Below are 22,964 nucleotides of genomic sequence, written 5' to 3' on the forward strand. Positions count from 1 at the left end.
GATGCAGGCGATGCTGGAGACCCCCGCGCTGCTGGCGCGCACCACCGACCTGAGCTTGGTCATCCGTTACGTGCTGGCCGGTCTCGGCCACGGCATCCATGCCGGCCGCGAGCGCGGCGCCGGGGTCGAGTTTTCCGAATACCGGGCCTACGCGCCCGGCGACGAGTGGCGCCGGGTCGACTGGAAGCTGCTGGCGCGCGCCGACCGTTATTACGTGCGCGAGGCCGAGCGCGACAGCCACGTCGCCGTCTGGCTGTGGTTGGATGCCAGCGCCTCGATGGCCGAGCCGAGCCGCAGCGTGGCCGGCCTCGACAAGCTGCACTACGCGCGCATGGTGCTGGCCTGCGTCGCCGCCATCGCGCAGCGCCAGGGCGACGCCTTCGGCCTGATCGTCTGCGGCGGCGATGGCGTCAAATTCACGCCCGCCGCGCGCGGCCCGCGCCAGATGCGGCGGGTGCTGGCGCAACTGTCGCGCACCGAAGCGGCAGGCCGCCTGCCGCCGGCCGAGACCTTGCGCGCTAGTTTGCATTTCGCCCGCTCGCCCAGCCTGATCTTCGCCGTCAGCGACTTTCTCGACTGGCCGTCGGCGCAATCGGAAGCGCTGCTGCGGCTGCGCCACATGCGCCACGACGTGCGCGCGCTGTGCCTGCAGACGGAGGCCGAATGCGCTGCCGGTTTCGCCGCCGGCAGCGTCTGGCGCGATCCGGAAAGGGCAGACGGCTTGTTCAGCTTCGATGCGCTGTCGCGCGCCGGCTACCTGCAAAATCGCCTTGACCATTTCGCGCGGATGACGCTCGACTGTCGGCGCGCCGATATCAAAAGTTTGAACGCGCGCATCGAACAGCCTTTGCCGCCGGTACTGCGCGCGTGGCTGCGCCAGGCGGGCGCAACATGAACAATATATGGTGGCTGGCGCTGCCGGTGCTGGCGGCGCCGATCTGGTGGCACCGCCAGCGGCGCCAGCGCGAGCGCGCCCGAATCGAACCGCTGGCGACGGCGCGCTTCCTGCCGCGCTTTGACCCGCGCCAGCTGCGCGTCTGGCGCTGGCGTGAGCGCCTGCTGCTGCTGGTACGCTGCCTGCTGCTGGCGGTGCTGATCGCGCTGCTGGCCGACCCGGTCTTGGCGTGGCGTGGCGACAGCGTGCTGGTGGTCCCGGGAACCGACGCCGCCTGGCTCGAGCGCCAGGTGAGCGACGCCGGTTTTACAGGCGCACGCAAGATTGCACTGCCTGACGGCGATGCGCTCGGCTGGCTTGCCGCCCACGAGCGCGAGTGGCAGGCCGGCGCGCGCCTGCTGGTCGCCGGTATTGTCGCCATGCCGGCGGCGCAGCCGGTTTTCCGGCACCGCGTCGAACTGCGCAGCGCGGCGTTGCCGTTGCCGTTCCCGTTCCCAAAAGTGGAATACCGCATCGCCGTCGTCAGCAAGCGCGCGGCCCGCTGGCGCGCGCTGTTCGCGTCGCTCGATGGCCGTTACCTGGTTACCGACACGGCTGGGGCGAACCTTGATCTGATCGTGTGGGATGTTCCCGAAGCGCCGCCTTTGAACTTGCGCGCAAAGCTGTGGTGGGTCGGCGACGCCAGCGCTTTTCCTGAACTGCGCGACGCGCCATCGAGCGTCGGCATGCGCTACGCCGACAGCGCGCGCGGACGGCTGTGGACGTCAAGCGCATGGCCGCCGGCCGATGCCGATGCGGCCCGAACCCTGTTCGAGACATGGCAGCGGCTGCATTACGCACCGGTGGCGTATCCGGCGCCATCGCAAGCGATGGCGGCCACGCCGACTGCCCGCAGCGCGCCCGGCACTGGCGTACTGCGCGACCAGCTGTTGATTGCGCTGGCAGCCCTGTTTGCGCTGGAACGGATGATGGCCCATGCAAGCCGGCGCTGACATTGTCGGCCGCCTGTGGCGCGCGGCATGGCGCCGCCGCGCCCCAATCTGGCTGGGCGCCGTGCTGCCGTGGTGCCTGCTGCTGTCGGTGCCGGGCGTGTTGGCAACTGTGGTGTTGGCGATGTGGGACGGCGCGCGCCTGTACCGGCGCGTGGCGGCCAACTGGGCGCGCTGGCTCGATAGCGCGCTGCCGGCGTTTGAAGACAGCAGCGCATTGCTGGCCAGCGCGGCGTCGCCGATCGGCCAGTTGCAGCGCCAGCGTGTGATTAATCGCTTCACTAGCCGGGATCTATCGAACGTGGCGCGCACCCGCGTTGATGGCGGCTACCACTGGATCGCCGTCAGTTTTCTTGCCGCCGGCGCTGTATGGGCCTGGGGCGCGCGCGCCAATGTGTCGGTCGCCATTCCCAAAGCTGCGCAGGCAGTCGTGGAAAAGAGCCGCATCGTCGTGCATGTCGTGCCGCCGAAGTACACGGCGGTGCCGGCGTTCGAATCGGCGCCGCGCGACCTCGTCGCGCCGCAACACAGCCAAGTGCGCTGGTGCGCGAGCGAGGCAGGCGACGCTGTCATTGAGCTCAGCGATGGCCGGCATTTGCAGGTCAAAGCCGGTTGCGCGCGCTCGATTGCGACCGAGACGGTGTTCTGGCGCTGGCGCGGCGAGCGCTACACCTTGCGGGTGACGCCCGACGCGCCGCCGCTCATCAGCGTGACCAAGCCTGCCGACATGGTCCAGCTGCTGGCGGCCGACGCCGGCAGCGCGGCCATCGCGGTGTCGGTACGCGACGACTACCTGGTGCGCCGCGCAACGCTGCACCTGACCTTGGCGCGCGGCAGCGGCGAGAACATCCGTTTCAGCGACCGCGAGCTTGCGCTGCCCCAATCGAGCGATCCGCGCGTGCGCAACTGGTCGAAGCAGTGGTCGTTGCATGAGCTCGGCATGGAGCCGGGCGATGAACTGTATTTCTTTGTTCGCGCCAGTGACAACGCCGAGCCACCCCACAACGCGCAATCGCCGACCTACACCTTGCGCCTGGCGGGACCGCAAATCAAGGAAGATGAGACGTCGGCCCTGCCGATGCTGGCCAGCCCGGAAAGCCTGCGCAGCCAGCGCCAGGTCATCATCGATACCGAGCAACTGGTGGCGGACATGAAAGTGCAGCCTCGGCTGGCCGCCGCCACGGTGCGCAGCCGCAGCGAAGCGATCGGCGCCGACCAGGCCCGGTTGCGGCGCCGCTATGGCCAGTTCCTCGGCGAAGAATCGACGCTGTTCGGCGACGACGACCATGACAAGGACGGTGACAAGGAAGGTGACAAGGACGGTGGCAAGCGCGATGTGCTTGCCCAATTCGGCCATGCCCACGACCAGGCGGAAAACGCCACGCTGTTCGACGAAGCGACCAAAAAAATACTGCGCCGCGCGCTGGCGGCCATGTGGGATGCCGAAAAGGCCTTGCGTGCGCTGACGCCAGCGTCAGCGCTGCCACCCGAATTGAAGGCGCTCGAAGCGGTCAAGCAGCTGCAGCAGGCCGACCGCATCTACCTGCACAAGACGGCGTTCGCGCCGCCCCCGATCAGGGAAGAAATTCGCATGAGCGGCGACGTGGTGGGAACCAGGAGCTACCGCCGTGAGCAGGGTAAGCCGGGCGAGGCGGTGCCGGCCCAATTGCGCGAACTGCTGGGCGCGCTGGGCGGCGACAGCACCCTGCCGGCGCTCTGGAGCCGGACCGCGCACGAGTCGATTCGGGCCCATATTGCCAACGACGAACAGCGGCTCGAAGCGCAGCGCGCGGTGCAGGATGTGGCCGACGGCTGCGCTGCCTGCCGGCCGGTGCTGCGGGCGTGGCTGCGCGGCGCGATCCTCGACGCGCCGGTACTGTTGCGGGCCACGCCGACGGCCACCACCCCTTTTGTGCAGGCCTGGCGCAAGGCGGCGCCATGATGGCCGCAAGTTTGTTGACCCTGCTGACCATACTACTGACCGGCGCCGCCAGTGCCGGCCTTTATTTGTGGCGCCGGCGCTGGGTCGACGCGGCGCTGGCGCTGGTTGTCGCCGCATCGCTGGCGGGCATTGCCGCCGGTTTCAAACTGCCGGCAGCGGGCGCGATCGCGCTGGCGGTGTCGGGTGACGGCCTGCGCGAAGCCGAATGGCGCGATGCCCCGGCCCAAAAAATCGCCTGGACGATGCCGAAAACGGCCGTGCTGCGGCTGGATTTTCCGCGCACGCTAACGTTGGGCCGCATGTTCAAGTTGACCGTCCACCGCAGTGCGCCGGGCGCGGCGCGCCTGCAGCTGCTGGCCGAGAACGGTCAAGTTATTACCGAAACCCGCGCCGAGGCCAGCGCTCTGGAGGCGTCGATCAGCGTGCAGTGGCTGCCGCCGGCGGCCGAACTACTGGTGCTGCGCGCGCGCTTGCTGGGCGCTGACGGCAAGACGCTGGCCGAGGGGCCCGTGCCATTGAACGTTGTCGAAGCCGCGCCGCTGCGGGTCCGCGGCCGCTTTAGCGCGCCGTCGTTCGACCTGCGCGCCCTGGGCGACCTGCTGGTCAATAGCGGCGCACTGCTCGACTGGCACGTCACGCTCGGCAAAACCGTCACGCGTAGTGAAACCGCGCGCGCGCCGCTGGCCGCAGCGGATCTGCTGCTGGTCGACGCCGCCTGGTTCGAGCGCGCGCCGGAAAACCAGCGCAGTGCCATGCTGGCGCAGGTAGCGCTTGGCACGCCGTTGGTAATCCTCGCCGCGAATGCCTTTGATCCGCGCCTGTGGCAGGCTAGCCTTCAGCTGGAACTCAAAGCGCAACCGGACAAGTCGGCCGGCGCGCCGCTGGCGATGCCGGTGGCGCCGTTCAATCCGGCGTCGGCCGTGGCCGGCGCATGGCGCAGTGCCGACGGCGCGCTATGGTCGCGCCGCTGGCAGAAAGGGCGCATTTCGTGGGTTGGCGTCGGCCACTGGCACCGCTACGCCATCAGCGAGCCGCAGCAGCTCGGCATGTGGTGGCAGGGCGTGCTCGACCAGGCCGGCGTCGAACGCGATGAAGAGGTGGTGTGGGATGCGCCAAGCGAGATGCCGTTCGCCGGACAGCGGCTGGAAGTGTGCGCGAAAGGTGTGCGCGGCGAGGCGGTGTTTTCCGGACTCGGGCAGGCGGCGCCCTGGCAGCGCCGTCCCGACAAGGCCGATGCCTCGTGCATGGCAGTCTGGCCGAAAGCGCCTGGATGGCTGACCGTGCGCGCGCAGGGCAAGGCGCCGCGGTCGGACCGAACGCAGTCGAACAACATCTATGTGTTTGCGAACGATGACTGGCCGTTGTGGCAGGCGGCGCAGCGGCGCGATGCAACCGCGCGCTACGCCGCCCGCACCGCGGCGCCGGCCGGCGCGAACAGCACGCCGATGCCGGCGTGGCCATTCGCGCTGCTGTGTGCGCTGGCGATGCTCACGCTGTGGTGGCGCGAGCATCGCTAGGCACCGACGCGATTAAAAGGCGTAATCGACCCGCACGTAGCCCGAGCGCCCATTGATGCCGATCGGGCACGTCTCCCAGCAATGCGTGAAGCCCAGTTGCGGGAACGGCGCCGCCCGTGTCTTGTCCCATTCGGTCGGATAGGTGTCGAAAATGTTGTTCGAGCCGGCCGACAGCGAGAGCCGCTTGGTGAACGCGTAGCGCAGCGACAGGTCGACCAGCCACTTCGCTTCCCAGGTCTGGATGAACGGCGCGGTGAAGCCCTGTCCCTGCACTTTGCCATAGTAATTGGCGCGCGTGTTCAGGTTCCACGGTCCCACCGTGTAGTCGGCTGCGACCACGTGGTGCTGGCGCGGCTGGCCCCGTTCGATCAGCGTCACCTGCGAATCGTCGAACAGCTGGGCGCCGGTCAGCACCGGCGACTGCGAGTTGCGGCTCTTCACCTTCGTCTGGTTGAAGCCGAGCTGGCCGGACATCACCAGGGTAGCGCCGCGCCACTTGCTGGTGTGTTCGGCCACCAGGTCGAAGCCATCCGTGCTGGTGTCGATTGCGTTGGTGAAGAACTGCGCCTGGCCGACCTTGAGCGGATCGAGCAGCGCCTTGATCGGGCATGCGCCAACGGTCAGGCAGGCGCCGGACTCGGGCGCGATGTTACTCGAAAAGACAATCCGGTCGTCGATGTTGGTGCGGTACAGGTCGGCGGTGACCGAGAAATTGGTGGCCGGGCGCAAAATCATGCCGATGCTGGCGCTCTTCGAGGTTTCCTCCTTCAGCGGGGCGATGCCGAAGGCGCGCGTCACGGCGCTGCCTTCGCGCGCGGTCAGGGTTTCGGTCAGTACGCCGGCCGAGTTCAGGTTGGTCGACACGGAGCTATAAAACTTCTGCTGCACGCCAGGCGCCCGAAAGCCCGTCGACACGCTGCCGCGAAAGCCGATCGCGCGCGACGGATCGTAGCGCATGCTCAGTTTTCCGGTGGTGGTGTTGCCGAAGTCGGAATATTTTTCGAAGCGCACCGCGCCGGCCACCAGCAGCTGTGGCGTCAGGTTGTGTTCCGCATCGAGGTAGGCGGCGACGTTGTGGCGGCCGGCGTCGACCGCGGTGCCTGGGGTGTAGCCGGGGAAGCCTTGCGCGCCGGAGGCTGCGATGCCGCCGTTCTGGTTCAAGATCTTGATCGCCGGATTATTGGTGCGGCCGTACTGATACGAGACCGGCTCGCCCGCTTCGATCGCGTAATTATCGCGCCGGTACTCGACGCCGCCGGCCAGCAGCACCTTGGTGCCGCCAATGTCGACCGGGCCGCGCAGGTCGGCGTTGAAGGTCGTCTGGTCGAACTTGAGTTTGCCGGTGTCCGCTTCCATGGGCGACGCAGCATAGATGCCGCCGCCCGGTTTCGGCTCGTACCAGTAGCTGACGTTGATCGAATTGCGTTCGTGGAAACCGAGCTCGCTATGGCCGACATTGACGCTGACGTCGAAATTCCAGTCGTTGGCGAGATCGCGCTTGTAGCCCACGGCCAGCGAAGCGTCTTTCACGGTCGTCATGATGTTCGGCAGGAAGCCGTTCGGGTACACCGCAGGCACGGTGCGGCCATCGCCCTTGGAGCGGAAGAAGCCGGCCGAGTCGCCGGTGCGTTTCGACACGCCGCCGAAGGCGTAGAACTCGCTCGACTTGTCGAACGGGACACCGGCATTGATCCACAGGTAGGCGTCCTTGGCCAGGCTGTCGCCGATGCGCTGGGTCACGCGCGGTGGATCGACGCGCAGGGTATCGAGGCCGGCGCGGTTGGTTTCGCCGCGGCGCCGCCCTTCGACGGTCAGGTTGACGAAGCCGCCGTCAAGGCCCAGCGCGAAGCCGGTGTTGGCGCTGCCCGACACCAGGTCGCCGTCGCCTTTCGAGGTGGTGCCGACGGTGCCGCTCAATTGCGTTTCGTTGGTCTGCGACTTGAGGACGATGTTGATCACGCCGGCAATCGCATCGGACCCGTACTGGGCGGCAGCGCCATCGCGCAGCACCTCGATGTGGTGGATGGCCGACAGCGGGATGGCGTTGATGTCGGTGCCGGCCGAGCCGCGCCCGACGGTCTGCTGGACGTTGACCAGCGCCTGCTGGTGGCGCCGCTTGCCGTTGACCAGTACCAGCAACTGGTCGGGCCCGAGGCCGCGCAAGGTGGCGGGCCGGATGATGTCGGTGCCATCGCTAATGAACGTGGAACTGAAGTTGAACGACGGGTCGAGCGTTTGCAGCAGCTTGCCCAGTTCGAGCGGGCCGGCCGCCTGCATGTCCTTGATGCTGATCAGGCCGACCGGAACGGCCGTGTCGAGCGCCGTCTTGGCGCGCGAGCGTGAGCCGAGCACCACCACCGAAGGCGTGGCGTCGGCAACGGTTCCGGGCTGCGGATTGCCGGCCGCCTCTTGGGCGCCAGCCTGGTTCAGCGCGGCCAGCAGCGCCGAAGCGAGCAGGGTGCGGTTCAGCTTGACTTTTCCGGTAGATATGGTCACGTGCGTCTCTCTCTTTAAGTATTTTTCGGTTGTACATGCGCCGATGGCGCGTGTTGCCGGAAAGATGCTATAGGACGCAATTGGTCTGTACAACCTGTGTCGTCGTACTGTTGTATTTATATTTAATTTTGCAGCATTGCAAGCCAGGCGGCGCAAAAGCAGGTAGGGTTACGGCCCCGAATTTGCTCTGCAGGGTCTGGCGCTAACTTTGCTGGTCCTGCATCCATTCCTTCAGGCCGGCGACCCAGTCCCTGGCCGGCAGGTTCATGCCGCGCTTGATCGCGCCGGCGCGCTCGAACAGCACGCTGAAATCGATCTGCGGCGCGCGCTTGAAGGCAATCACCACGATGTTGGCGTCGTGTACTTCGGGCAGCCACACCACGGCATCGAACACCTGCTCCATCGCACGCAGGTTCTTGTCGTAGTTGGCGATGTCGCCGAACAGGTTGGTGGTCATGATGCCGTCGTCGGCCAGGCAGTCGAAGCAGCCCTGGTAAAATTCAGGCGTGTCGAGCACCGGGCCGCGCGCCTGTTCGTCGTACAGGTCGACCTGCAGCACGTCGACCCCGTTGCGGTTGGCAGGATCGAGCACGAAGTCGAGCGCGTTCATCTGGCGCACGGCGAGCCGGTCGTCGTCGGGCGGCAGCGCGAACAGCGCGCGGCAGATGGCGATCACGTTCGGATTGAGTTCGATTGCGGTCACGCGCGCACCCGGCAGGCGCCGGTAGCAGAACTTGGTCAGCGCGGCGCTGCCGAGCCCGAGCTGGACGACATGGCGCGGCTGCTCGCAAAACAGCAGCCACATCATCATCATGCCGATGTAGTCCAGTTCAATTGCATCGGGCTTGTCGATCCGCATGGCGCCCTGCACCCAAGAGGTGCCCAGGTGCAGGAAGCGCACGCCGCGAAATTCGGTGACGGTGGCGGGAGGATGGCCGGGCTGCTCGAAGCGGCCGCTGGCGACGGGTTCATTACGTTTGGAAGACATGACATGGTGGAAATCGGCTGCGCAGGCCCATCTTAGCAGACGGCCGCGCCGGCCGATTCAGGCTGCTTTCTGGGGTCTGACCCAGAAAGCGGGCCAGACCCTTAAAATTAAAACCGGGGTCTGATCTGGAAGTCGGATACAGGCTAAGGCAGCGGAATTTTCTTGACACGGGCCTTGGCAATGGAATGGGCCGATACGTTCTTGACGCGCACTGCCTCGAAAAAATCGCCACTGTCTGCGATCATCAGATGGTCTTTGCGGATTGGGTATAAGAAAACACATTCTGTCTCAATGATCGTTACCGGATTCGGAAACGGGATATCACTTACGTCACTCCGCCAATCCCGGTCGAAATGAGAAACGGTCTCTTCCTTACTCCGTTGATACGTCGGGTACATGCAGGTTTGGCCGTTGAACTCAAATCGTCCGGCGCTGATGATTGCGAGCTTTCCAATAATTTTTTCAACTTGGTATTGCGATCGGCTGCTCACCGCTCCGCCGCCTATTAAAGCCTTGATTTTCCATGTCCCATAAATATCGGCGTTTACGTCGTGCGCATGTACACTGGCAGATGCGAAAGCGAGAGCCGTAAGTAGCAGAAACTGTGTTAGCACGTGGTTGAGGCGCGGTGTCATTTGGCAGCACTCCTGACTGGCGCATTTGTGGTGTTTCTAAATGGGGCGCTTTCCGCTGTTCTTCGAGCAACTAACCCGCGATAAAATACTTTTACCCTCATGCCCTTTCGTATCTCGTGGCCAGATGTCATGCTTGCGATCAAGCTTGCAGCACCTTGAAAATTACCGGCGTTTATAAGATCAAAAACATGAAAGGATCCCTTAACTCCCGCGTTGTAGGTCAAGCTGACCAGTGCGTCAAATTGTGCCTGCGTCAGTTTCACTGTGGTAGTCGGCGTTATCGGCGCTGCGGCGAACGCGGGTGCGCGCGCTTGGGGGGATGATGTTGTCACGGGGATCTTGTAAAAACCTGGCTTTAATATAGTCGATGGATGGTTCTTGCAAAAGATCCATGTGACGGTGATTTGTTGGGACCGCGGATCGCGTTGGGGCCGGTGGTCTGCAGGCCTTAAACCTGGGTCTGACCCAGAGAGCGGGTCAGACCCTGACGGCAGACCCTGACGGCAGACGCCTGGGGCAAAATTAGCGTCACGGCCAGGCCGCCGCCGTCGCGGTTGGCCAGCACGATGCGCCCGCCATGTGCCTCGGCGATCTCGCGCGCCAGCGCCAGCCCGAGGCCCGTGCCGGCGCGCTTGGTGGAGTAGAACGGCACCAGCGCGTTGGTCAGCACCGCATCGATCATGCCCTCGCCGCGATCGGCGACTTCGATGCGCAGCACGTCTGCCACCTGCCTGACGTGCAGCTCGACCTGGTCGGGCGGGGAGCCCGATTCGTGGGCGTTCTTGAGCAAATTGAGCAGCGCCTGCTCCATCTGCGCCGGATCGAAGCAGGCCGGCGTCGATAGCGCCGCGCCAGCCAGCCGGAACGTCGCCTGGGACGTCAGCCGCGCCAGGAAAACGTCCCAGGCGCACGCTTCGAGGCGCGGCGTCGGCAGCTTGGCGAAGCGGGCGTAGCCGAGAATAAAACGTTCCAGGTGGCGGCTGCGCTCTTCGATCGTCTCGAGAATTTGCGGCAGCCGCTCGGTCTGGCCGCGCCGCACCAGCTCCGCGCCCGAGTGCGCCAGCGACGTCAGCGGCGCCAGCGAATTGTTCAGTTCATGGCTGATTACCCGGATCACCTTCTTCCAGGTCTGTACTTCCTGGCGCCGCAGTTCGACCGTCAGCTGGCGCAGCAGCAGCAGTTCGTGGCGCCGTCCGTTCAGGCTGAAACTGCGGCGCGCCAGGTGGTACACCTCTTCGTCCTCGTCCTTGTCCTCGCCGGTGGTGAACAGGCCGTCGCCGCCGCGCGCGACCGCTTCGCGCAAAGCGGCGCTGCACTGGTCGAGGATGGCGTCGACCTGATGGCCTTCCAGCTTCCTGCCCTGGCCCAGCAACTGGCGCGCGGCCAGGTTGGCGTACACGACGGTACGCGTGTTGGCGGCGCCTTCGGCCACCAGCAGCATCGCCACCGGCGTGTTCTGCACCATCGTGTCGAGCAGCAGTTCACGCTGCATCAGGTCGAGCCGCTGCTCGCGCAAGACGTTCCCCAGCGCGTTGTGGGCGGCAACCAAATCGGACAGTTCGTCGTTGTGCGGCCAATGCAGGCTGAACGAAAAGTCGCCGTCCTGGTAGCTGGTGACGGTGCCCTCCAGAGCGCGGAACAGCGACAGGATCGGAGCGATCTGGGCACGCATGGCGATGACCGACATCGGTACCAAGCACGCGAGGCAGATGGCGAACACGGTGGCGGGGCGGCCCGGCAGCAGATGGTCGAGCAGCAGCGCCATCAGGATGCCCATCGCCAGCAAGGTGCCGACCAGCGCCGACCAGCGCGTCACCAGCGAAAGACGCAAGCGCTTCATCCCGGACGAGGGACGCCGAGCCGCTCCATGCGCCGGTACAGCGCCTGGCGCGACAGCCCCAGTTCACTGGCGGCCTGTGCCACCACGCCGTTGGCGCGCGCCAGCGCCTGCGCGACGCAATCGCGGTCCGGTTCTGCGTTGTCGCCCACTAGCGCGGAAGTTGTCGTTATCAACCCGGCAGGCAGTCCCAGATCGGCCGCATTGATGACGGCGCCGCCCGCCAGCAGGCAGGCGCGGGCGATGACGTTTTTCAGTTCCCGCACGTTGCCCGGCCAGCCGTGCGCCATCAGCGCCGCTTCGGCGCCGCTTGACAAGCGCTTGCCGGCTGCCAGGAAGCTGGCCGCCAGCGGCAGGATGTCGCCGGCGCGCGCGGCCAGCGGCGCCAGCCGCAGTTCGATCAGGTTGAGCCGGTAGAACAGGTCTTCGCGGAAGGTGCCGGCGCGGATCATCGCCGGCAGGTCGGCGTTGGTGGCGCTGATGACGCGCACCTTGACCTGGCGCTCGCGGTTCGAGCCGAGCCGCTCGAAGCGGCCGGTCTCGAGCACCCGCAGCAGTTTCATCTGGCCGGCCAGCGGCAGGTTGCCGATTTCGTCGAGGAACAGGGTGCCGCCGTCGGCCGCCTCGAATTTTCCCTCGCGCGCCTTGGAGGCGCCGGTGTAGGCGCCGGCGTCGGCGCCGAACAGTTCAGCCTCGATCAGTTCGGCCGGCAGCGCGCCGCAGTTGAGGATGACGTACGGGCCGAGCGCCACCTGCGAATTGGCTTGAATGATGTCGGCGATGCGTTCCTTGCCGGTGCCGTTCGGGCCGCTGATCAGCACCGGCACGTCGGCCCGCGCGACCTGGCAGGCCAGGTGCAGCACGCGCTCGGTCGACGGGTCCTGCCACACCATGCCGCGCAGGTCGAATCGCTCTTCGAGGTCGCGCCGCTGGCGCCGCTCGCGCCGCGCGCGTTCGGCCAGCGCGCGGTTGGCCTGGCCCAGTTCGATCAGGTTGGTGACGGTGGCGATCAGCCGGTCGTCGTTCCACGGCTTGGCCAAGTAGTCGGCGGCGCCCGACCTGACCAGCTCGACCGCGGCGTCGAGGTGGGTCCAGGCGGTCAGCAGGATCACCGGCAGGTCGGGGTGGCGCTTGCGGATCTCGCGAAACAGCACCGCGCCTTCGGCCCCCGAGGTGGTGTCGGCGGAAAAATTCATGTCCTGGATGACCAGGTCGACATTTGCGTGTTCCAGCACAGCCAGGCCCTGTTCGGGCGACGCCGCGCGCAGTGTATCGATGTCGTGCAGCGAAAACAGCACGTCGAGTGCGATGGCGACGGCGGCGTTGTCGTCGATGATCAGGATGGTAGGCATGTTGCTAGGATACCATCTGGCAACGCGCTTCAGGCACTGCGGGTGGCAATGGCCGGCGATATCGTTGCCGCGCGCCAGGCCGGCCCATACACCGCCAACACGCCGAGCGCCCAGAACACGCCGGCGCCGGCCCACAGGTAAGCCAGCGGCAGCCTGGCCATCTCGAGCTGCGACACCAGCACCTGGTTCAGGCCGATTGCCAGCAGCACGCCGGCGATCACGCCGACACTGGTGATCATAAAATTCTCGGCGACGAAGTAACGCAGGATGTCGACCCGGCGTGCGCCGAGCGCGCGGCGTACGCCGATCTGCTTGCGGCGCTGCGTCACCCACAGGCTGGCCATGCCGACGATGCCGCTGGCGGTGATCAACAGCAGCAGCACGCTGACCGTCACCAGCATCCACGACAGCGCGTTGTCGGCGCGGTAGCGCTCCTTGCGGTCGTCGGCCACCGTCTTCGCTTTCAGGATCACCGGGAAGGCAGCGGCGCGGCGCAGCGCAGCTTCGGCTTCCTTCATCACACGCTCGCGCTGGCCCGGTTCGGCGCGCATGACATACAGTGAGCCATGGCCACTGGACAGGCGCATCGGCACGATGGTGGAATATTCGCCGCGCTCTTCCACCGACGCGTTCTGGGTCTGCAGCCGTTCGACCACGCCCACCACAGGCGCACCGTTGGCGCCTTCGCCGGTGCCGAAATAGAGCGTCTTGCCAATGACGCTGGCGGCGCCCGGCCACACCTTCGCGGCCAGCGCGCGGGTGACGATTATCGCCTTCGGATTGGTGCTGTCGTCGTTTTTGTTCTTGTCGGCATCGATCACTTCGTCGGGCCGGAAATCGCGCCCTTCGACCAGCTTCAGGCCCAAGGTCTGCACCAGCGAGTCGGACGAATAATAGTACGCCGCGTCGGCGCTCGGCTGGACCTGCTTGCGGTCGGCTGCGACGCTGCTGGTCCAGCCCGCATTCGACATCGGCATCTGGTTGGCGAACGCTATCGAGGCGACGCCGCCGACGGCGCGCAGCGTCGCCGTCTCGGCCTTCTGGGTGGCAACCTGCTCGTTATGGTCGCCCTGGCGCAGGTGGCGCACATGAATGTAAAACAGCGCGCTTTCGTCGGCCAGGCCGCTCGGGCGCGCTGCCACTGCCTGGCGCAGGTTGACGATGTGCAGGGCGTTGGCCAGGATCGCCAGGCTGATGGCCACTTGCAGCGCCACCAGGATGGCGCCGGTTTTGCTGCGTAACAGCGCCGACAGGATTGGACGGAATTCCATGATGTCTCCTATTGCGATTTGAGTTGAATGGCCGGCGTCACCTGGCAGGCACGCCAGGTTGGCAGCAGGCCGGCCAGCAGTGCCGCCAGCAGCGACAGGGAAAAAGTCAGGCCGAGCATGGCGAAGTCCATGTGCGCAACCACCGACAGCTCTTGCGAGGACATGGCGATCAGCGCCAGGGCGCCGAACGACAGCAGCAGCCCGAGGAGACCGCCGGCCAGTCCGACCACCGCGGTCTCGGTCAGGAACTGCTGAAAAATGTCGCGGCGTGCGGCGCCCAGGGCGCGCCGCACGCCCACTTCGGATGCGCGCACCGAAAACTTCGCCAGCAGCAGGCCGATGGTGTTGACCAGGCAAAGCAGCAGGAAGCCGAAGGCCAGCCAGGCCGCCAGCCGGCTGTCGTTGCCGACTACCTTCATGTGTTCGAGCCATTCCATGACGTCGAACAGCTGGTTGTCGCCCTTGCGTTTCAGGCGTCCAAGCTTGCGCTGGTCGCTGGCGTAATTGTCCAGGTAGTTCTGCAGGTCGGCGCGCCCGGCGCCGGTGCTGGTTTCGAAGAAAAAGCCGAGCCAGGTGCACTCCGAATCGAGCAGTCCCTGCCAGCCCGGTTCGCGGCGGGAACGGCAGCTCATGCCGCCATTGAGGTCGGCCTTGTGCCGGATCGCGGTGGCGAACGGCAGCATGATGTCGTCTTGCTGGCCGAACGCGCCGGGGCCGCCGACCAGTGCGTAGAATTTCGGCAGCGGCTGCCAGGCCCGCAGTACGCCGACCACCTGGAATTCATGGCCCATCATGCGCAGGCGCTGGCCGACCGGATTGACGGCGCCGAACAGCTTCTCGGCCATCGCGCCGCTCAGCACCACGACGTCGGCGGCGGCCTTGTCGTCCGCTTCGCTCCACGGCTGGCCGTACAGGAAGGGAACGTCGAACATGGCGAAGAAATCGCGGGTCGGCGCGGTGCCCTGCGCCGATATCACGGGTAAATCGTGGCGCGCCGGCTCGATCGGCGCCGCGATGCCATACAGCGCGGTGCGGCGCTCGCCCTGGCCGCTTTTGAGGAAGTTCTGCGCATCGATATAGCTCAACTGGTCATCGCGGTTGTGCTCCTTGTCGGCCGGGTTGTCGCCCTCCAGCGGGCCGTTGTCGACCAGCGGCACGAACAGCCGCTCGCTTTTTTGCGGAATCGGATTGCTCGACATCACATGCAGGATGGTCAGCGTCGACACGCTGGCCGCCACGCCGATTGCCAGCGTCAGCACCATCAGCGCGGTCAGCGCCGGGTTGCGGCGCAGGCTGCGCACGCCAAGCTTGAGATAATAGGAAAACATGGCGACTCCTTATGCGACGTGGCCGGCGGCGTTGGCCTCGGTGTGTGCCTCGGTGTTGGCCTCAAACAGCGACGCTCCCTTGCGCACCAGGTCCGACACCTGGCCGTCGATGATGTGGACGTTGCGCTGCGAGCGCACCGCCAGTTCCGGATCGTGCGTCACCATCAGGATGGTGGTGCCCTGGGCGTTGATTTCTTCGAGCAGCTCCATCACGCTGCGCGCCATCTGGGTGTCGAGGTTGCCGGTCGGCTCGTCGGCCAGCAGCAGCTTCGGGCTGCCGGCCAGCGCGCGCGCGATCGCCACGCGCTGCTGCTGTCCGCCCGACAGCTCGGCCGGGTAATGCTTCATGCGCGAGGCCAGGCCGACTTTGGCCAGCGCGTCCTCGATGCGCTCCTTGCGCTCTCTAGCGTTGAAGCCGCGGTAGCGCAGCGGCACGTCGACGTTATCGAACAGCGACAGGTCGGGGATCAAATTAAACCCTTGGAAGATAAAACCGAGTTTTTCGTTGCGCAGGCGCGAACGGGCGTTGTCGTCCATGCCCTTGACGTTGACGCCATCGAGGATGTACTCGCCGTCGGTGAATTCCTCGAGCAGGCCGGCGATGTTCAAAAAGCTCGTCTTGCCCGAGCCGGACGGACCGGTGACGGTGACGAATTCGCCCTGGTTGACCTGGATTTCGAAGCCGCGCAGCGCGTGCGTTTCGATCATGTGGGTGCGATACACCTTACTAAGATTAGTCATGCGCAGCATGGGACTTCCTTTATTGTTGACGTTATTGGTTGACGCTATTGATTGATCGTTACGCGCGCGGCGTTATTGAAACTGTCGGTGCCGGCGATGACGACCTTGTCGCCGACTTTGACGCCCGACAGGATCTCGACCGCCGTGACGCTGGTGGCGCCGAGCGATATCGGCGTGCGCACCGCAATCGAGTCGTGCATCACGTAGGCGAAGCGGCCGCCTTCGCTGTCGACGAACGGGCCGCGCGGCAGCATCACCACGTTCGGCTTTTCCTCGATCAGCAAGCGGGCCGTTACGCGCTGGCTTTGGCGCAGCCCCTTCGGCTGGACGCCGTCGAAACGCACCCGCGCCAGCACCTGGTTCTTGATCACTTCCGGCGACAGCGCCGACAGCTTGCCGGTGGCGCGTGTGTCGCCCAGCATAATTTCTGCCGTCATGCCCAGGCCCATGTCGGCGACGTAGGTCTCGGGCACCTCGAGTTCGACTTCCAGTTTCGACAGGTCGACCAGCGTCATCAACGGCGTGTTGGCCGCCACCACGCTGCGGTTCTGCACGTTCAGGGTGCCCACAAAACCGTCGACCGGCGCGCGCACGGTCAGTTCGTCGAAGCGGCGCCGGGCGTTCGCCAGCGACAGGCGCTGGCGGTCCAGTTCATTGACCTTGGTTTTGAGCGCCAGCGCGACGTCTTCGCTTTCCAGGGCGGCCGCCTTGGTAGCGTGGCTGGCGCGGATCTGCGCCGAACTCAGGGCGTCCTTCGCCTTCTGGAAATCGATCTTGGCGATGATGCCCACTTGCCCCACGCTGTCATAGCGCTCGAGCGTGCGCTGGGCCGACAGGCGGTCGATCTCGGCGCTGTCGGCCTCGCGCTGGGCCAGCAGTTTTTGCTTCTTGGCCAAGATCTGCTGGCGCGCCACTTCCGCCTCCAACTGCGAATAGCTCGACTGCTCGCGCTTCAAGGCGTCCATCAGGTCGGGCGACTCGAGGACCGCCAGCACATCGCCTTTTTTCACGGCGTCGCCGGCGTTGGTCTTGAGAGTGACGGTGGACAGCGCGGTGGCATACAGGGTCGGGCTGATGGCGGCGACGACGCGGCCGTTGACGGAAGCGTCGCGCACCAGCGTGCCGCGGCCTACTTCGGCGATGCGCAACCGGGCGGCGCTGACCGAATGCTCACTGCTGCGCCAGGCCGACAGCAGCAGCGTGGCGCCGGCCACGGCGAGCACCAGGGCGCCGGCCCAGAAGGCGCGCTGCCTGAATTTGCGCGCCGGGGCAGGGGTAAGGACGGCGTCTTGGGATGAGGTGTCGCGGATCATGGCAGTCGGTCTGGTATCGATACAAACCGTATTGCACGATCTGTGCCAACTGCTAAGTCATTGACTTTAAATCACAATTTTTTTGCGGACGGTGTCCGCTGGCATCCGCTGGACGGACAGTGTCCGGCAGGTATGCAGGCCGGCCGCTAATTTTCCCGCTTGAGCGGCTTTTCCCTGCCGATCACTTCGCGGCAATCGCCTTTCATGACGGCGTTGTCGTAGTCGGCCCAGCCGTAGCTGTCGACGTAGCGTTTGTGCTGCTTGAAGCCCGGATTGACGAAGCTCCATTCGACGCGCTCGCCAGGATAGTGGATGCCGCCGAGGTCGAGCAGCGTATGGAACATGTTCTCGGTCGCCAGTTTGGCCTTGCGGTTGCGTAGCAGCCGCTCGACCTTGCCGGGATAGTGCGCCTGGTACTGGTCCGAATACCAGACGAAGGCGGGCACGTGGAATTCGTACTTGGTGTTGTGGCCGTGGAAGGCGAGCTTGCAGCTCTTGTCGTACAGCGTCTGGCCATGGTCGGCCACGTACAGCATCGAGGTGCGCTGCTGCGACCCCTTCAGCCTGTCGATCAGTTGCGCCAAAAACCAGTCGGTGTACAAGATGCTGCTGTCGTAGCTGTTGTTGAGCTGTGGCTTGATGGTAATGTCGGTGTAGGCCGGCTGGTCGACGCCGAACAGCGATGGCTGCCATTGGTCGAACTGCTTCGGGTAGCGGTGGCTGTAATTCCAGTGGCTGCCCATCGAATGGATGACGATCAGCTTTTTCGGCGCGCGGTCGGCCAGCGCATTGCCGAACGGGCGCAGCAGCACCTCGTCGTAGTTCGAACGGTCGGTAAAACCGCCCAGGTTGACGAACTCGATGACGTTCGCTTCCTTGGCGAACACCGACACCGGCGTATCGAACTTGCCAAACGAGATCTGGTTCGACAGCCAGAACGTCTTGAAGCCGGCTTCCTTGTAGGCGGTAATGAAGGATTTCTCGGCAAAACCGTCCTTCAGGCTTTGCATCGCCGGCTTGCGCGAAATGATGACCGGCACCGACAGCCGGGTTGCCGAGACGGCGGTGATGACGTCCGGCAGGTTCACCACGTTCGCGTGCCCGGACAGCCGCGGATTGGTGTCGCGCCCGTAGCCGTTCAGGCTCCAGCGGTCGGCGCGCGCCGATTCGCCGATCACCAGCACCACGATTTCCGGTTCGCTGTCGGGCTCCTGCTGGCGGGCGCCGAAATGGAAATTGGCGCTGCGCTGGCTCAGTTCGGCGAGATAAGTGCGCTCTTTATAGTAGTCGACGCCGCGCGCCACCAGGCCAAACGGCCACGACTGGGCAAAGGCGTCGAATTCGAACGGCAGCCTGGCCCAGGGCGCCAGCGGCGGCAGCTTCCAGCCGGTGTGGCCGGGCTTGGCCGTGGCCGGCGCAATGCCGAATTTGTGGCCGTAGGCCCACACCGCGACGCATATCGCCAACGCGATCAGGACCACCGGGCGCGAGCCGTCGTTCCAGTCCAGTTCTCGGGTCCTGCGCGCCACGCCCCAGCTGGCAACCCACCAGACGACGATGCCGGCCATCACCGCCAGCATCAGCCACACCTTGCTGCCGAGAAAATCCAACGCTTCCCCCGGGCTTGTCTCGGCAATGATGCCGAGGTGGTGGGTCGAAATGCCCTGGCCGTAATAGGTAATCAAATACACTTCGGCCGGCAGCGCTACGAAAGCGGGGATCAGGAGCCAGTGAAACCAGGCGGGACGCTTGAATATGGCCCAGGCCGCCAGCCAGCCGACGAACGCGACGCCGAGCACCTGCCACGGCCGCTCGAGGGGTTTGCCAAGCAGCATCGGCACGAAGGGCACGGCGGACACCGCCAGGTAAGTCAGCAGCAAAAACAGGGGAGCAGGGCGCAGCAGGGTTCGCATCGGCGTCAGGGTCGGTTGAAGAAGGCAAAGCCACCTATTATCCGGCTCTTTTGGCCAGAATGAAACAATTGTGGGGCGATATTGCCCTTCACGGCACGGCGTGCCACGCACGTTGGCGTTCAGTTCCTGCTCATGTCCTGCTTACTAAACAGGTTGACCGCCTGCCTGATCGGGCCTATACTCGCGAGTTCTCGAATTTATTCTGCACATCGTATCGCAATCGCGGCCGCTCGCATTCCGAGTGGCTGTCGGCGCCTCCCTTGTCAGTGCAAACCGGGACTAGGTTTTAGTCCCCGGGCGTTTCGCCCGGGTTATTCATGTTGTATCTTTGTTGGATTTATAACGATGCCAACCATCAATCAACTGATTCGCAATCCACGTGTCGCGCTGACCGTGAAGAGCAAATCGCCGGCGCTGGAAAACAGCCCGCAAAAACGTGGTGTTTGCACCCGTGTGTATACGACGACCCCAAAGAAGCCAAACTCGGCTCTGCGTAAGGTCGCCAAAGTTCGCCTGACCAACGGTTTCGAAGTCATTTCGTACATCGGCGGTGAAGGCCACAACCTGCAGGAGCACAGTGTCGTGCTGCTGCGCGGCGGTCGTGTCAAAGACTTGCCGGGTGTGCGTTACCACATGGTTCGCGGTGCACTCGATACCCAGGGCGTCAAAGACCGTAAGCAGTCGCGTTCGAAGTACGGTACCAAGCGCGCTAAAGCAGGCAAGAAGTAATTTTTTAACTTCGCTGCCCATTTGATAGAGTTGAACCGATCGTAATGGTCGAGTAAGTGGTTGGTCATGATGGCCACCGCGAGTGTTGCGCAAGCAGCCTCAACTGAAGACTGAAAGGAATTGAAATGCCACGTCGTCGTGAAGTCCCCAAGCGCGAAATCCTGCCTGATCCAAAATACGGCAACCAGGATGTCGCCAAATTCGTCAACGTGCTGATGCTGTCGGGTAAGAAATCGATCGCTGAAAGCATCATTTACGGTGCTTTCGAGCACATCCGCACCAAGTCCGGCAAGGATCCGTTGGAAGTGTTCGCCACCGCGATCAACAACGCCAAGCCAATGGTCGAAGTGAAGTCCCGCCGCGTCGGCGGCGCCAACTACCAGGTGCCAGTTGAAGTGCGTCCAGTGCGCCGCATGGCCCTGTCGATGCGCTGGCTGCGTGAAGCTGCCAACAAGCGCAGCGAAAAATCGATGCCACAGCGCCTTGGCGGCGAGCTGATGGAAGCCGCGGAAATGCGCGGCGGTGCCATGAAGCGTCGTGATGAAGTTCACCGCATGGCTGAAGCGAACAAGGCGTTTTCGCACTTCCGCTTCTAATCAAGGGCCAATCCCGGGTTGTATCAGCCCCGGGCGCGGTCATGCATCTGTTGTTCGAGGCCGGGCTCATTTTGTTCACAAAATGCCGCTCGGTTTTGTCCATTCAAAGATTTAGGAATAATTATGGCACGCAAGACCCCCATTGAGCGCTACCGCAATATCGGTATCTCCGCTCACATCGATGCTGGCAAGACCACCACGACTGAGCGCGTCCTGTTTTACACGGGCGTGAACCACAAGATCGGCGAAGTGCATGATGGCGCGGCCACCATGGACTGGATGGAGCAGGAGCAGGAACGCGGTATCACGATTACCTCGGCTGCGACGACTTGCTTCTGGAAGGGAATGGCTAACAACTTCCCTGAGCACCACATCAACATCATCGACACCCCGGGCCACGTCGACTTCACGATTGAAGTCGAACGCTCGATGCGCGTGCTCGACGGCGCCTGCATGGTTTACTGTGCAGTCGGCGGCGTGCAGCCGCAGTCGGAGACCGTATGGCGTCAAGCTAACAAGTACAAAGTGCCACGCCTGGCGTTTGTGAACAAGATGGACCGTACCGGCGCCAACTTCTTCAAGGTCTACGAGCAGATGCGCGCGCGCCTGAAGGCGAACCCGATTCCGCTGCAGATCCCGATCGGCGCCGAAGAGAACTTCCTCGGCGTGGTCGACCTGGTCAAGATGAAGGCCATCTACTGGGACGACGCGTCGCAGGGCATGAAGTTCGACTACCGCGACATCCCGACCGAGCTGCAAGCGCAAGCCGACGAGTGGCGTGTCAAGATGGTCGAAGCGGCCGCTGAAGCGACCGACGAACTGATGAACAAGTACCTCGACGAAGGCGACTTGACGGAAGAAGAGATCAAGACCGGCCTGCGCATGCGCACGCTGGCGTCGGAAATCGTCCCGATGATGTGCGGCACCGCCTTTAAAAACAAGGGCGTGCAGGCCATGCTCGACGGCGTGATCGAATACCTGCCGTCGCCGATCGACATCAAGCCGGTGCAAGGCATGGACGAAGACGACCAGCCGACCAGCCGCAAAGCCGACGACAACGAGAAATTCGCTGCGCTGGCATTCAAGATCATGACCGACCCGTTCGTTGGCCAGCTGATCTTCTTCCGCGTCTACTCCGGTTCGATCAAGTCGGGCGACACCGTGTTCAATCCGATCAAGAACAAGAAAGAGCGTCTTGGCCGTATTTTGCAGATGCACGCCAACCAGCGTGAAGAAATCAAGGAAGTCCACGCCGGCGACATCGCCGCCGCGGTCGGCCTGAAAGACGCGACGACCGGCGAAACGCTGTGCGATCCGTCGGCCATCATCACCTTGGAAAAGATGGTGTTCCCTGAGCCGGTGATCCAGCAGGCCGTCGAGCCGAAGACCAAGGTCGACCAGGAAAAAATGGGCCTGGCGCTGAACCGCCTGGCACAGGAAGATCCATCGTTCCGCGTCAAGACGGACGAGGAATCGGGCCAGACCATCATCGGTGGTATGGGCGAGCTGCACCTGGAAATTATCGTCGACCGCATGAAGCGCGAATTCGGCGTCGAAGCGACCGTCGGCAAGCCGCAGGTGGCTTACCGCGAGACGATCCGCAAAGTTTGCGAAGAGTCCGAAGGCAAGTTCGTCAAGCAGTCCGGTGGCCGCGGTCAGTACGGTCACGTGGTTCTGAAGATCGAGCCGCAAGAGCCGGGCAAGGGTTTCGAGTTCATCGACGCCATCAAAGGCGGCACCGTGCCACGCGAGTACATCCCGGCAGTTGAAAAAGGTGTGCGCGGTACGCTCAACACCGGCGTGCTGGCGGGCTACCCGGTAGTCGACGTCAAGGTCACGCTGTTCTTCGGTTCGTACCACGATGTGGACTCGAACGAAAACGCGTTCCAGATGGCCGCTTCGATGGCATTCAAGGACGGTTGCCGCAAGGCGTCGCCGGTCATCCTCGAGCCGATGATGGCAGTTGAAGTGGAAACGCCGGAAGACTACGCCGGTACCGTGATGGGCGACTTGTCGTCGCGTCGCGGCATGGTGCAGGGCATGGACGAGATTCCAGGCGGCGGCGGCAAGATCATCAAAGCCGAAGTGCCACTGTCCGAAATGTTCGGTTACTCGACCTCGCTGCGTTCAGCAACGCAAGGCCGTGCGACCTACACGATGGAATTCAAGCACTATTCGGAAGCGCCTAAGCACGTGACTGACGCGATCATCACGGCTAAAGCCAAGTAATCAATATGGGCCGGGGGTGTCCCCGGCCTGTAAAATAATCTCAGTAAATAGCTCTTTAAGGAAGAATAAAATGGCAAAAGGTAAATTCGAACGGACCAAGCCGCACGTCAACGTCGGCACCATCGGTCACGTTGATCACGGCAAGACGACCCTGACGGCTGCGATCGCAACTGTGCTGTCGAAGAAATTCGGC

Annotated in this window: 19 protein-coding genes; 8 read left to right on the forward strand and 11 right to left on the reverse strand. The window is 64.2% G+C overall.

The annotated features are described in order from the left end of the window. Window positions 1–10: 10 nt before the first annotated feature. Genes CR103_RS13765 through CR103_RS13780 form a run of 4 tightly spaced genes read left to right on the forward strand, consistent with a single transcriptional unit; the run spans window position 11 to window position 5,343 of the window. Window positions 11–895: a DUF58 domain-containing protein gene (locus CR103_RS13765; RefSeq protein WP_099916569.1), complete on the forward strand. Its 885-nt coding sequence runs from the start codon at window positions 11–13 to the stop codon at window positions 893–895. After that, window positions 892–1,887 (forward strand): BatA domain-containing protein, encoded by a 996-nt coding sequence (locus tag CR103_RS13770; RefSeq protein WP_099916570.1) that lies wholly within the window; start codon window positions 892–894, stop codon window positions 1,885–1,887. The genes CR103_RS13765 and CR103_RS13770 overlap by 4 nt, the downstream gene beginning before the upstream one ends. After that, on the forward strand, window positions 1,871–3,826 hold the full coding sequence (locus CR103_RS13775; RefSeq protein ID WP_099916550.1) for a DUF4175 family protein: 1,956 nt from the start codon (window positions 1,871–1,873) through the stop codon (window positions 3,824–3,826). The genes CR103_RS13770 and CR103_RS13775 overlap by 17 nt, the downstream gene beginning before the upstream one ends. Next, complete coding sequence (locus tag CR103_RS13780) at window positions 3,823–5,343, forward strand: hypothetical protein (protein WP_229443057.1); 1,521 nt, start codon at window positions 3,823–3,825, stop codon at window positions 5,341–5,343. Before CR103_RS13775 ends, CR103_RS13780 begins: the two co-directional genes overlap by 4 nt. 12 nt (window positions 5,344–5,355) lie before the next feature. On the opposite strand, the gene CR103_RS13785 is transcribed toward CR103_RS13780, so the two are convergent. The 11 genes from CR103_RS13785 to CR103_RS13825 all read right to left on the reverse strand — a co-directional run bounded on the left by CR103_RS13785 (window position 5,356) and on the right by CR103_RS13825 (window position 19,217). After that, the gene (locus tag CR103_RS13785; protein ID WP_099916551.1) at window positions 5,356–7,839 is read right to left on the reverse strand and encodes a TonB-dependent receptor plug domain-containing protein; all 2,484 of its coding nucleotides are present in this window, start codon (window positions 7,837–7,839) and stop codon (window positions 5,356–5,358) included. Between the two features lie 202 nt (window positions 7,840–8,041). Then, entirely contained in the window at window positions 8,042–8,827 is a 786-nt protein-coding gene (locus CR103_RS13790; RefSeq protein ID WP_099916552.1) for a spermine/spermidine synthase domain-containing protein, read from the reverse strand. A gap of 143 nt (window positions 8,828–8,970) precedes the next feature. Continuing rightward, window positions 8,971–9,462 carry a hypothetical protein gene (locus CR103_RS22115; RefSeq protein WP_143752608.1) on the reverse strand — a complete coding sequence of 164 codons (492 nt, stop codon included), beginning with the start codon at window positions 9,460–9,462 and terminating at the stop codon, window positions 8,971–8,973. After that, the gene (locus CR103_RS22120) at window positions 9,459–9,794 is read right to left on the reverse strand and encodes a glycoside hydrolase family protein (protein ID WP_441293458.1); all 336 of its coding nucleotides are present in this window, start codon (window positions 9,792–9,794) and stop codon (window positions 9,459–9,461) included. The genes CR103_RS22115 and CR103_RS22120 overlap by 4 nt, the downstream gene beginning before the upstream one ends. Before the next feature lie 116 nt (window positions 9,795–9,910). Next, window positions 9,911–11,302, reverse strand: coding sequence for a sensor histidine kinase (locus CR103_RS13795; protein ID WP_099916553.1), 1,392 nt, complete (start codon window positions 11,300–11,302; stop codon window positions 9,911–9,913). Then, a complete protein-coding gene (locus CR103_RS13800) occupies window positions 11,299–12,651 on the reverse strand; it encodes a sigma-54-dependent transcriptional regulator (protein ID WP_099916554.1) in 1,353 nt (450 codons plus the stop codon). The genes CR103_RS13795 and CR103_RS13800 overlap by 4 nt, the downstream gene beginning before the upstream one ends. Before the next feature lie 29 nt (window positions 12,652–12,680). Beyond that, complete coding sequence (locus CR103_RS13805; RefSeq protein ID WP_099916555.1) at window positions 12,681–13,922, reverse strand: ABC transporter permease; 1,242 nt, start codon at window positions 13,920–13,922, stop codon at window positions 12,681–12,683. Window positions 13,923–13,930: 8 nt separating this feature from the next. Continuing rightward, window positions 13,931–15,250, reverse strand: a complete 1,320-nt coding sequence (locus CR103_RS13810; protein WP_099916556.1) for an ABC transporter permease — start codon at window positions 15,248–15,250, stop codon at window positions 13,931–13,933. A 9-nt stretch (window positions 15,251–15,259) separates the two neighbouring features. Beyond that, a complete protein-coding gene (locus CR103_RS13815; RefSeq protein WP_099916557.1) occupies window positions 15,260–16,000 on the reverse strand; it encodes an ABC transporter ATP-binding protein in 741 nt (246 codons plus the stop codon). 35 nt (window positions 16,001–16,035) lie between these two features. Then, window positions 16,036–17,304, reverse strand: coding sequence for an efflux RND transporter periplasmic adaptor subunit (locus CR103_RS13820; RefSeq protein WP_099916558.1), 1,269 nt, complete (start codon window positions 17,302–17,304; stop codon window positions 16,036–16,038). 146 nt (window positions 17,305–17,450) lie between these two features. Continuing rightward, window positions 17,451–19,217: a phosphoethanolamine transferase gene (locus CR103_RS13825; RefSeq protein ID WP_099916559.1), complete on the reverse strand. Its 1,767-nt coding sequence runs from the start codon at window positions 19,215–19,217 to the stop codon at window positions 17,451–17,453. Window positions 19,218–19,562: 345 nt separating this feature from the next. On the opposite strand from CR103_RS13825, the gene rpsL reads away from it, so the two are divergent. The 4 genes from rpsL to CR103_RS13845 all read left to right on the forward strand — a co-directional run. Next, window positions 19,563–19,946, forward strand: a complete 384-nt coding sequence (rpsL, locus tag CR103_RS13830; RefSeq protein ID WP_010394376.1) for a 30S ribosomal protein S12 — start codon at window positions 19,563–19,565, stop codon at window positions 19,944–19,946. Window positions 19,947–20,071: 125 nt separating this feature from the next. Next, complete coding sequence (gene rpsG, locus CR103_RS13835) at window positions 20,072–20,542, forward strand: 30S ribosomal protein S7 (protein ID WP_099916560.1); 471 nt, start codon at window positions 20,072–20,074, stop codon at window positions 20,540–20,542. A 123-nt stretch (window positions 20,543–20,665) separates the two neighbouring features. Continuing rightward, window positions 20,666–22,771 (forward strand): elongation factor G, encoded by a 2,106-nt coding sequence (fusA, locus tag CR103_RS13840; RefSeq protein ID WP_099916561.1) that lies wholly within the window; start codon window positions 20,666–20,668, stop codon window positions 22,769–22,771. Window positions 22,772–22,841: 70 nt separating this feature from the next. Continuing rightward, a partial coding sequence (locus tag CR103_RS13845) for a GTP-binding protein (protein ID WP_017454492.1) occupies window positions 22,842–22,964 on the forward strand: 123 nt, incomplete at its 3' end.

Source organism: Massilia psychrophila, assembly GCF_002760665.1.
GTDB lineage: Bacteria > Pseudomonadota > Gammaproteobacteria > Burkholderiales > Burkholderiaceae_D > JAFCUW01.

What these genes read in the sequence shown, in the direction of transcription:
- CR103_RS13815 (WP_099916557.1), bottom strand. Translation starts at nt 16,000, where the DNA reads ATGCTGCGCATGACTAATCTTAGTAAGGTGTATCGCACCCACATGATC.
- CR103_RS13805 (WP_099916555.1), bottom strand. Translation starts at nt 13,922, where the DNA reads ATGGAATTCCGTCCAATCCTGTCGGCGCTGTTACGCAGCAAAACCGGC.
- fusA (WP_099916561.1), top strand. Translation starts at nt 20,666, where the DNA reads ATGGCACGCAAGACCCCCATTGAGCGCTACCGCAATATCGGTATCTCC.
- CR103_RS13810 (WP_099916556.1), bottom strand. Translation starts at nt 15,250, where the DNA reads ATGTTTTCCTATTATCTCAAGCTTGGCGTGCGCAGCCTGCGCCGCAAC.
- CR103_RS13790 (WP_099916552.1), bottom strand. Translation starts at nt 8,827, where the DNA reads ATGTCTTCCAAACGTAATGAACCCGTCGCCAGCGGCCGCTTCGAGCAG.
- CR103_RS13765 (WP_099916569.1), top strand. Translation starts at nt 11, where the DNA reads ATGCTGGAGACCCCCGCGCTGCTGGCGCGCACCACCGACCTGAGCTTG.
- CR103_RS13820 (WP_099916558.1), bottom strand. Translation starts at nt 17,304, where the DNA reads ATGATCCGCGACACCTCATCCCAAGACGCCGTCCTTACCCCTGCCCCG.
- CR103_RS22115 (WP_143752608.1), bottom strand. Translation starts at nt 9,462, where the DNA reads ATGACACCGCGCCTCAACCACGTGCTAACACAGTTTCTGCTACTTACG.
- CR103_RS13770 (WP_099916570.1), top strand. Translation starts at nt 892, where the DNA reads ATGAACAATATATGGTGGCTGGCGCTGCCGGTGCTGGCGGCGCCGATC.
- rpsL (WP_010394376.1), top strand. Translation starts at nt 19,563, where the DNA reads ATGCCAACCATCAATCAACTGATTCGCAATCCACGTGTCGCGCTGACC.
- CR103_RS13780 (WP_229443057.1), top strand. Translation starts at nt 3,823, where the DNA reads ATGATGGCCGCAAGTTTGTTGACCCTGCTGACCATACTACTGACCGGC.
- CR103_RS13775 (WP_099916550.1), top strand. Translation starts at nt 1,871, where the DNA reads ATGCAAGCCGGCGCTGACATTGTCGGCCGCCTGTGGCGCGCGGCATGG.
- CR103_RS13825 (WP_099916559.1), bottom strand. Translation starts at nt 19,217, where the DNA reads ATGCGAACCCTGCTGCGCCCTGCTCCCCTGTTTTTGCTGCTGACTTAC.
- CR103_RS13800 (WP_099916554.1), bottom strand. Translation starts at nt 12,651, where the DNA reads ATGCCTACCATCCTGATCATCGACGACAACGCCGCCGTCGCCATCGCA.
- CR103_RS13795 (WP_099916553.1), bottom strand. Translation starts at nt 11,302, where the DNA reads ATGAAGCGCTTGCGTCTTTCGCTGGTGACGCGCTGGTCGGCGCTGGTC.
- rpsG (WP_099916560.1), top strand. Translation starts at nt 20,072, where the DNA reads ATGCCACGTCGTCGTGAAGTCCCCAAGCGCGAAATCCTGCCTGATCCA.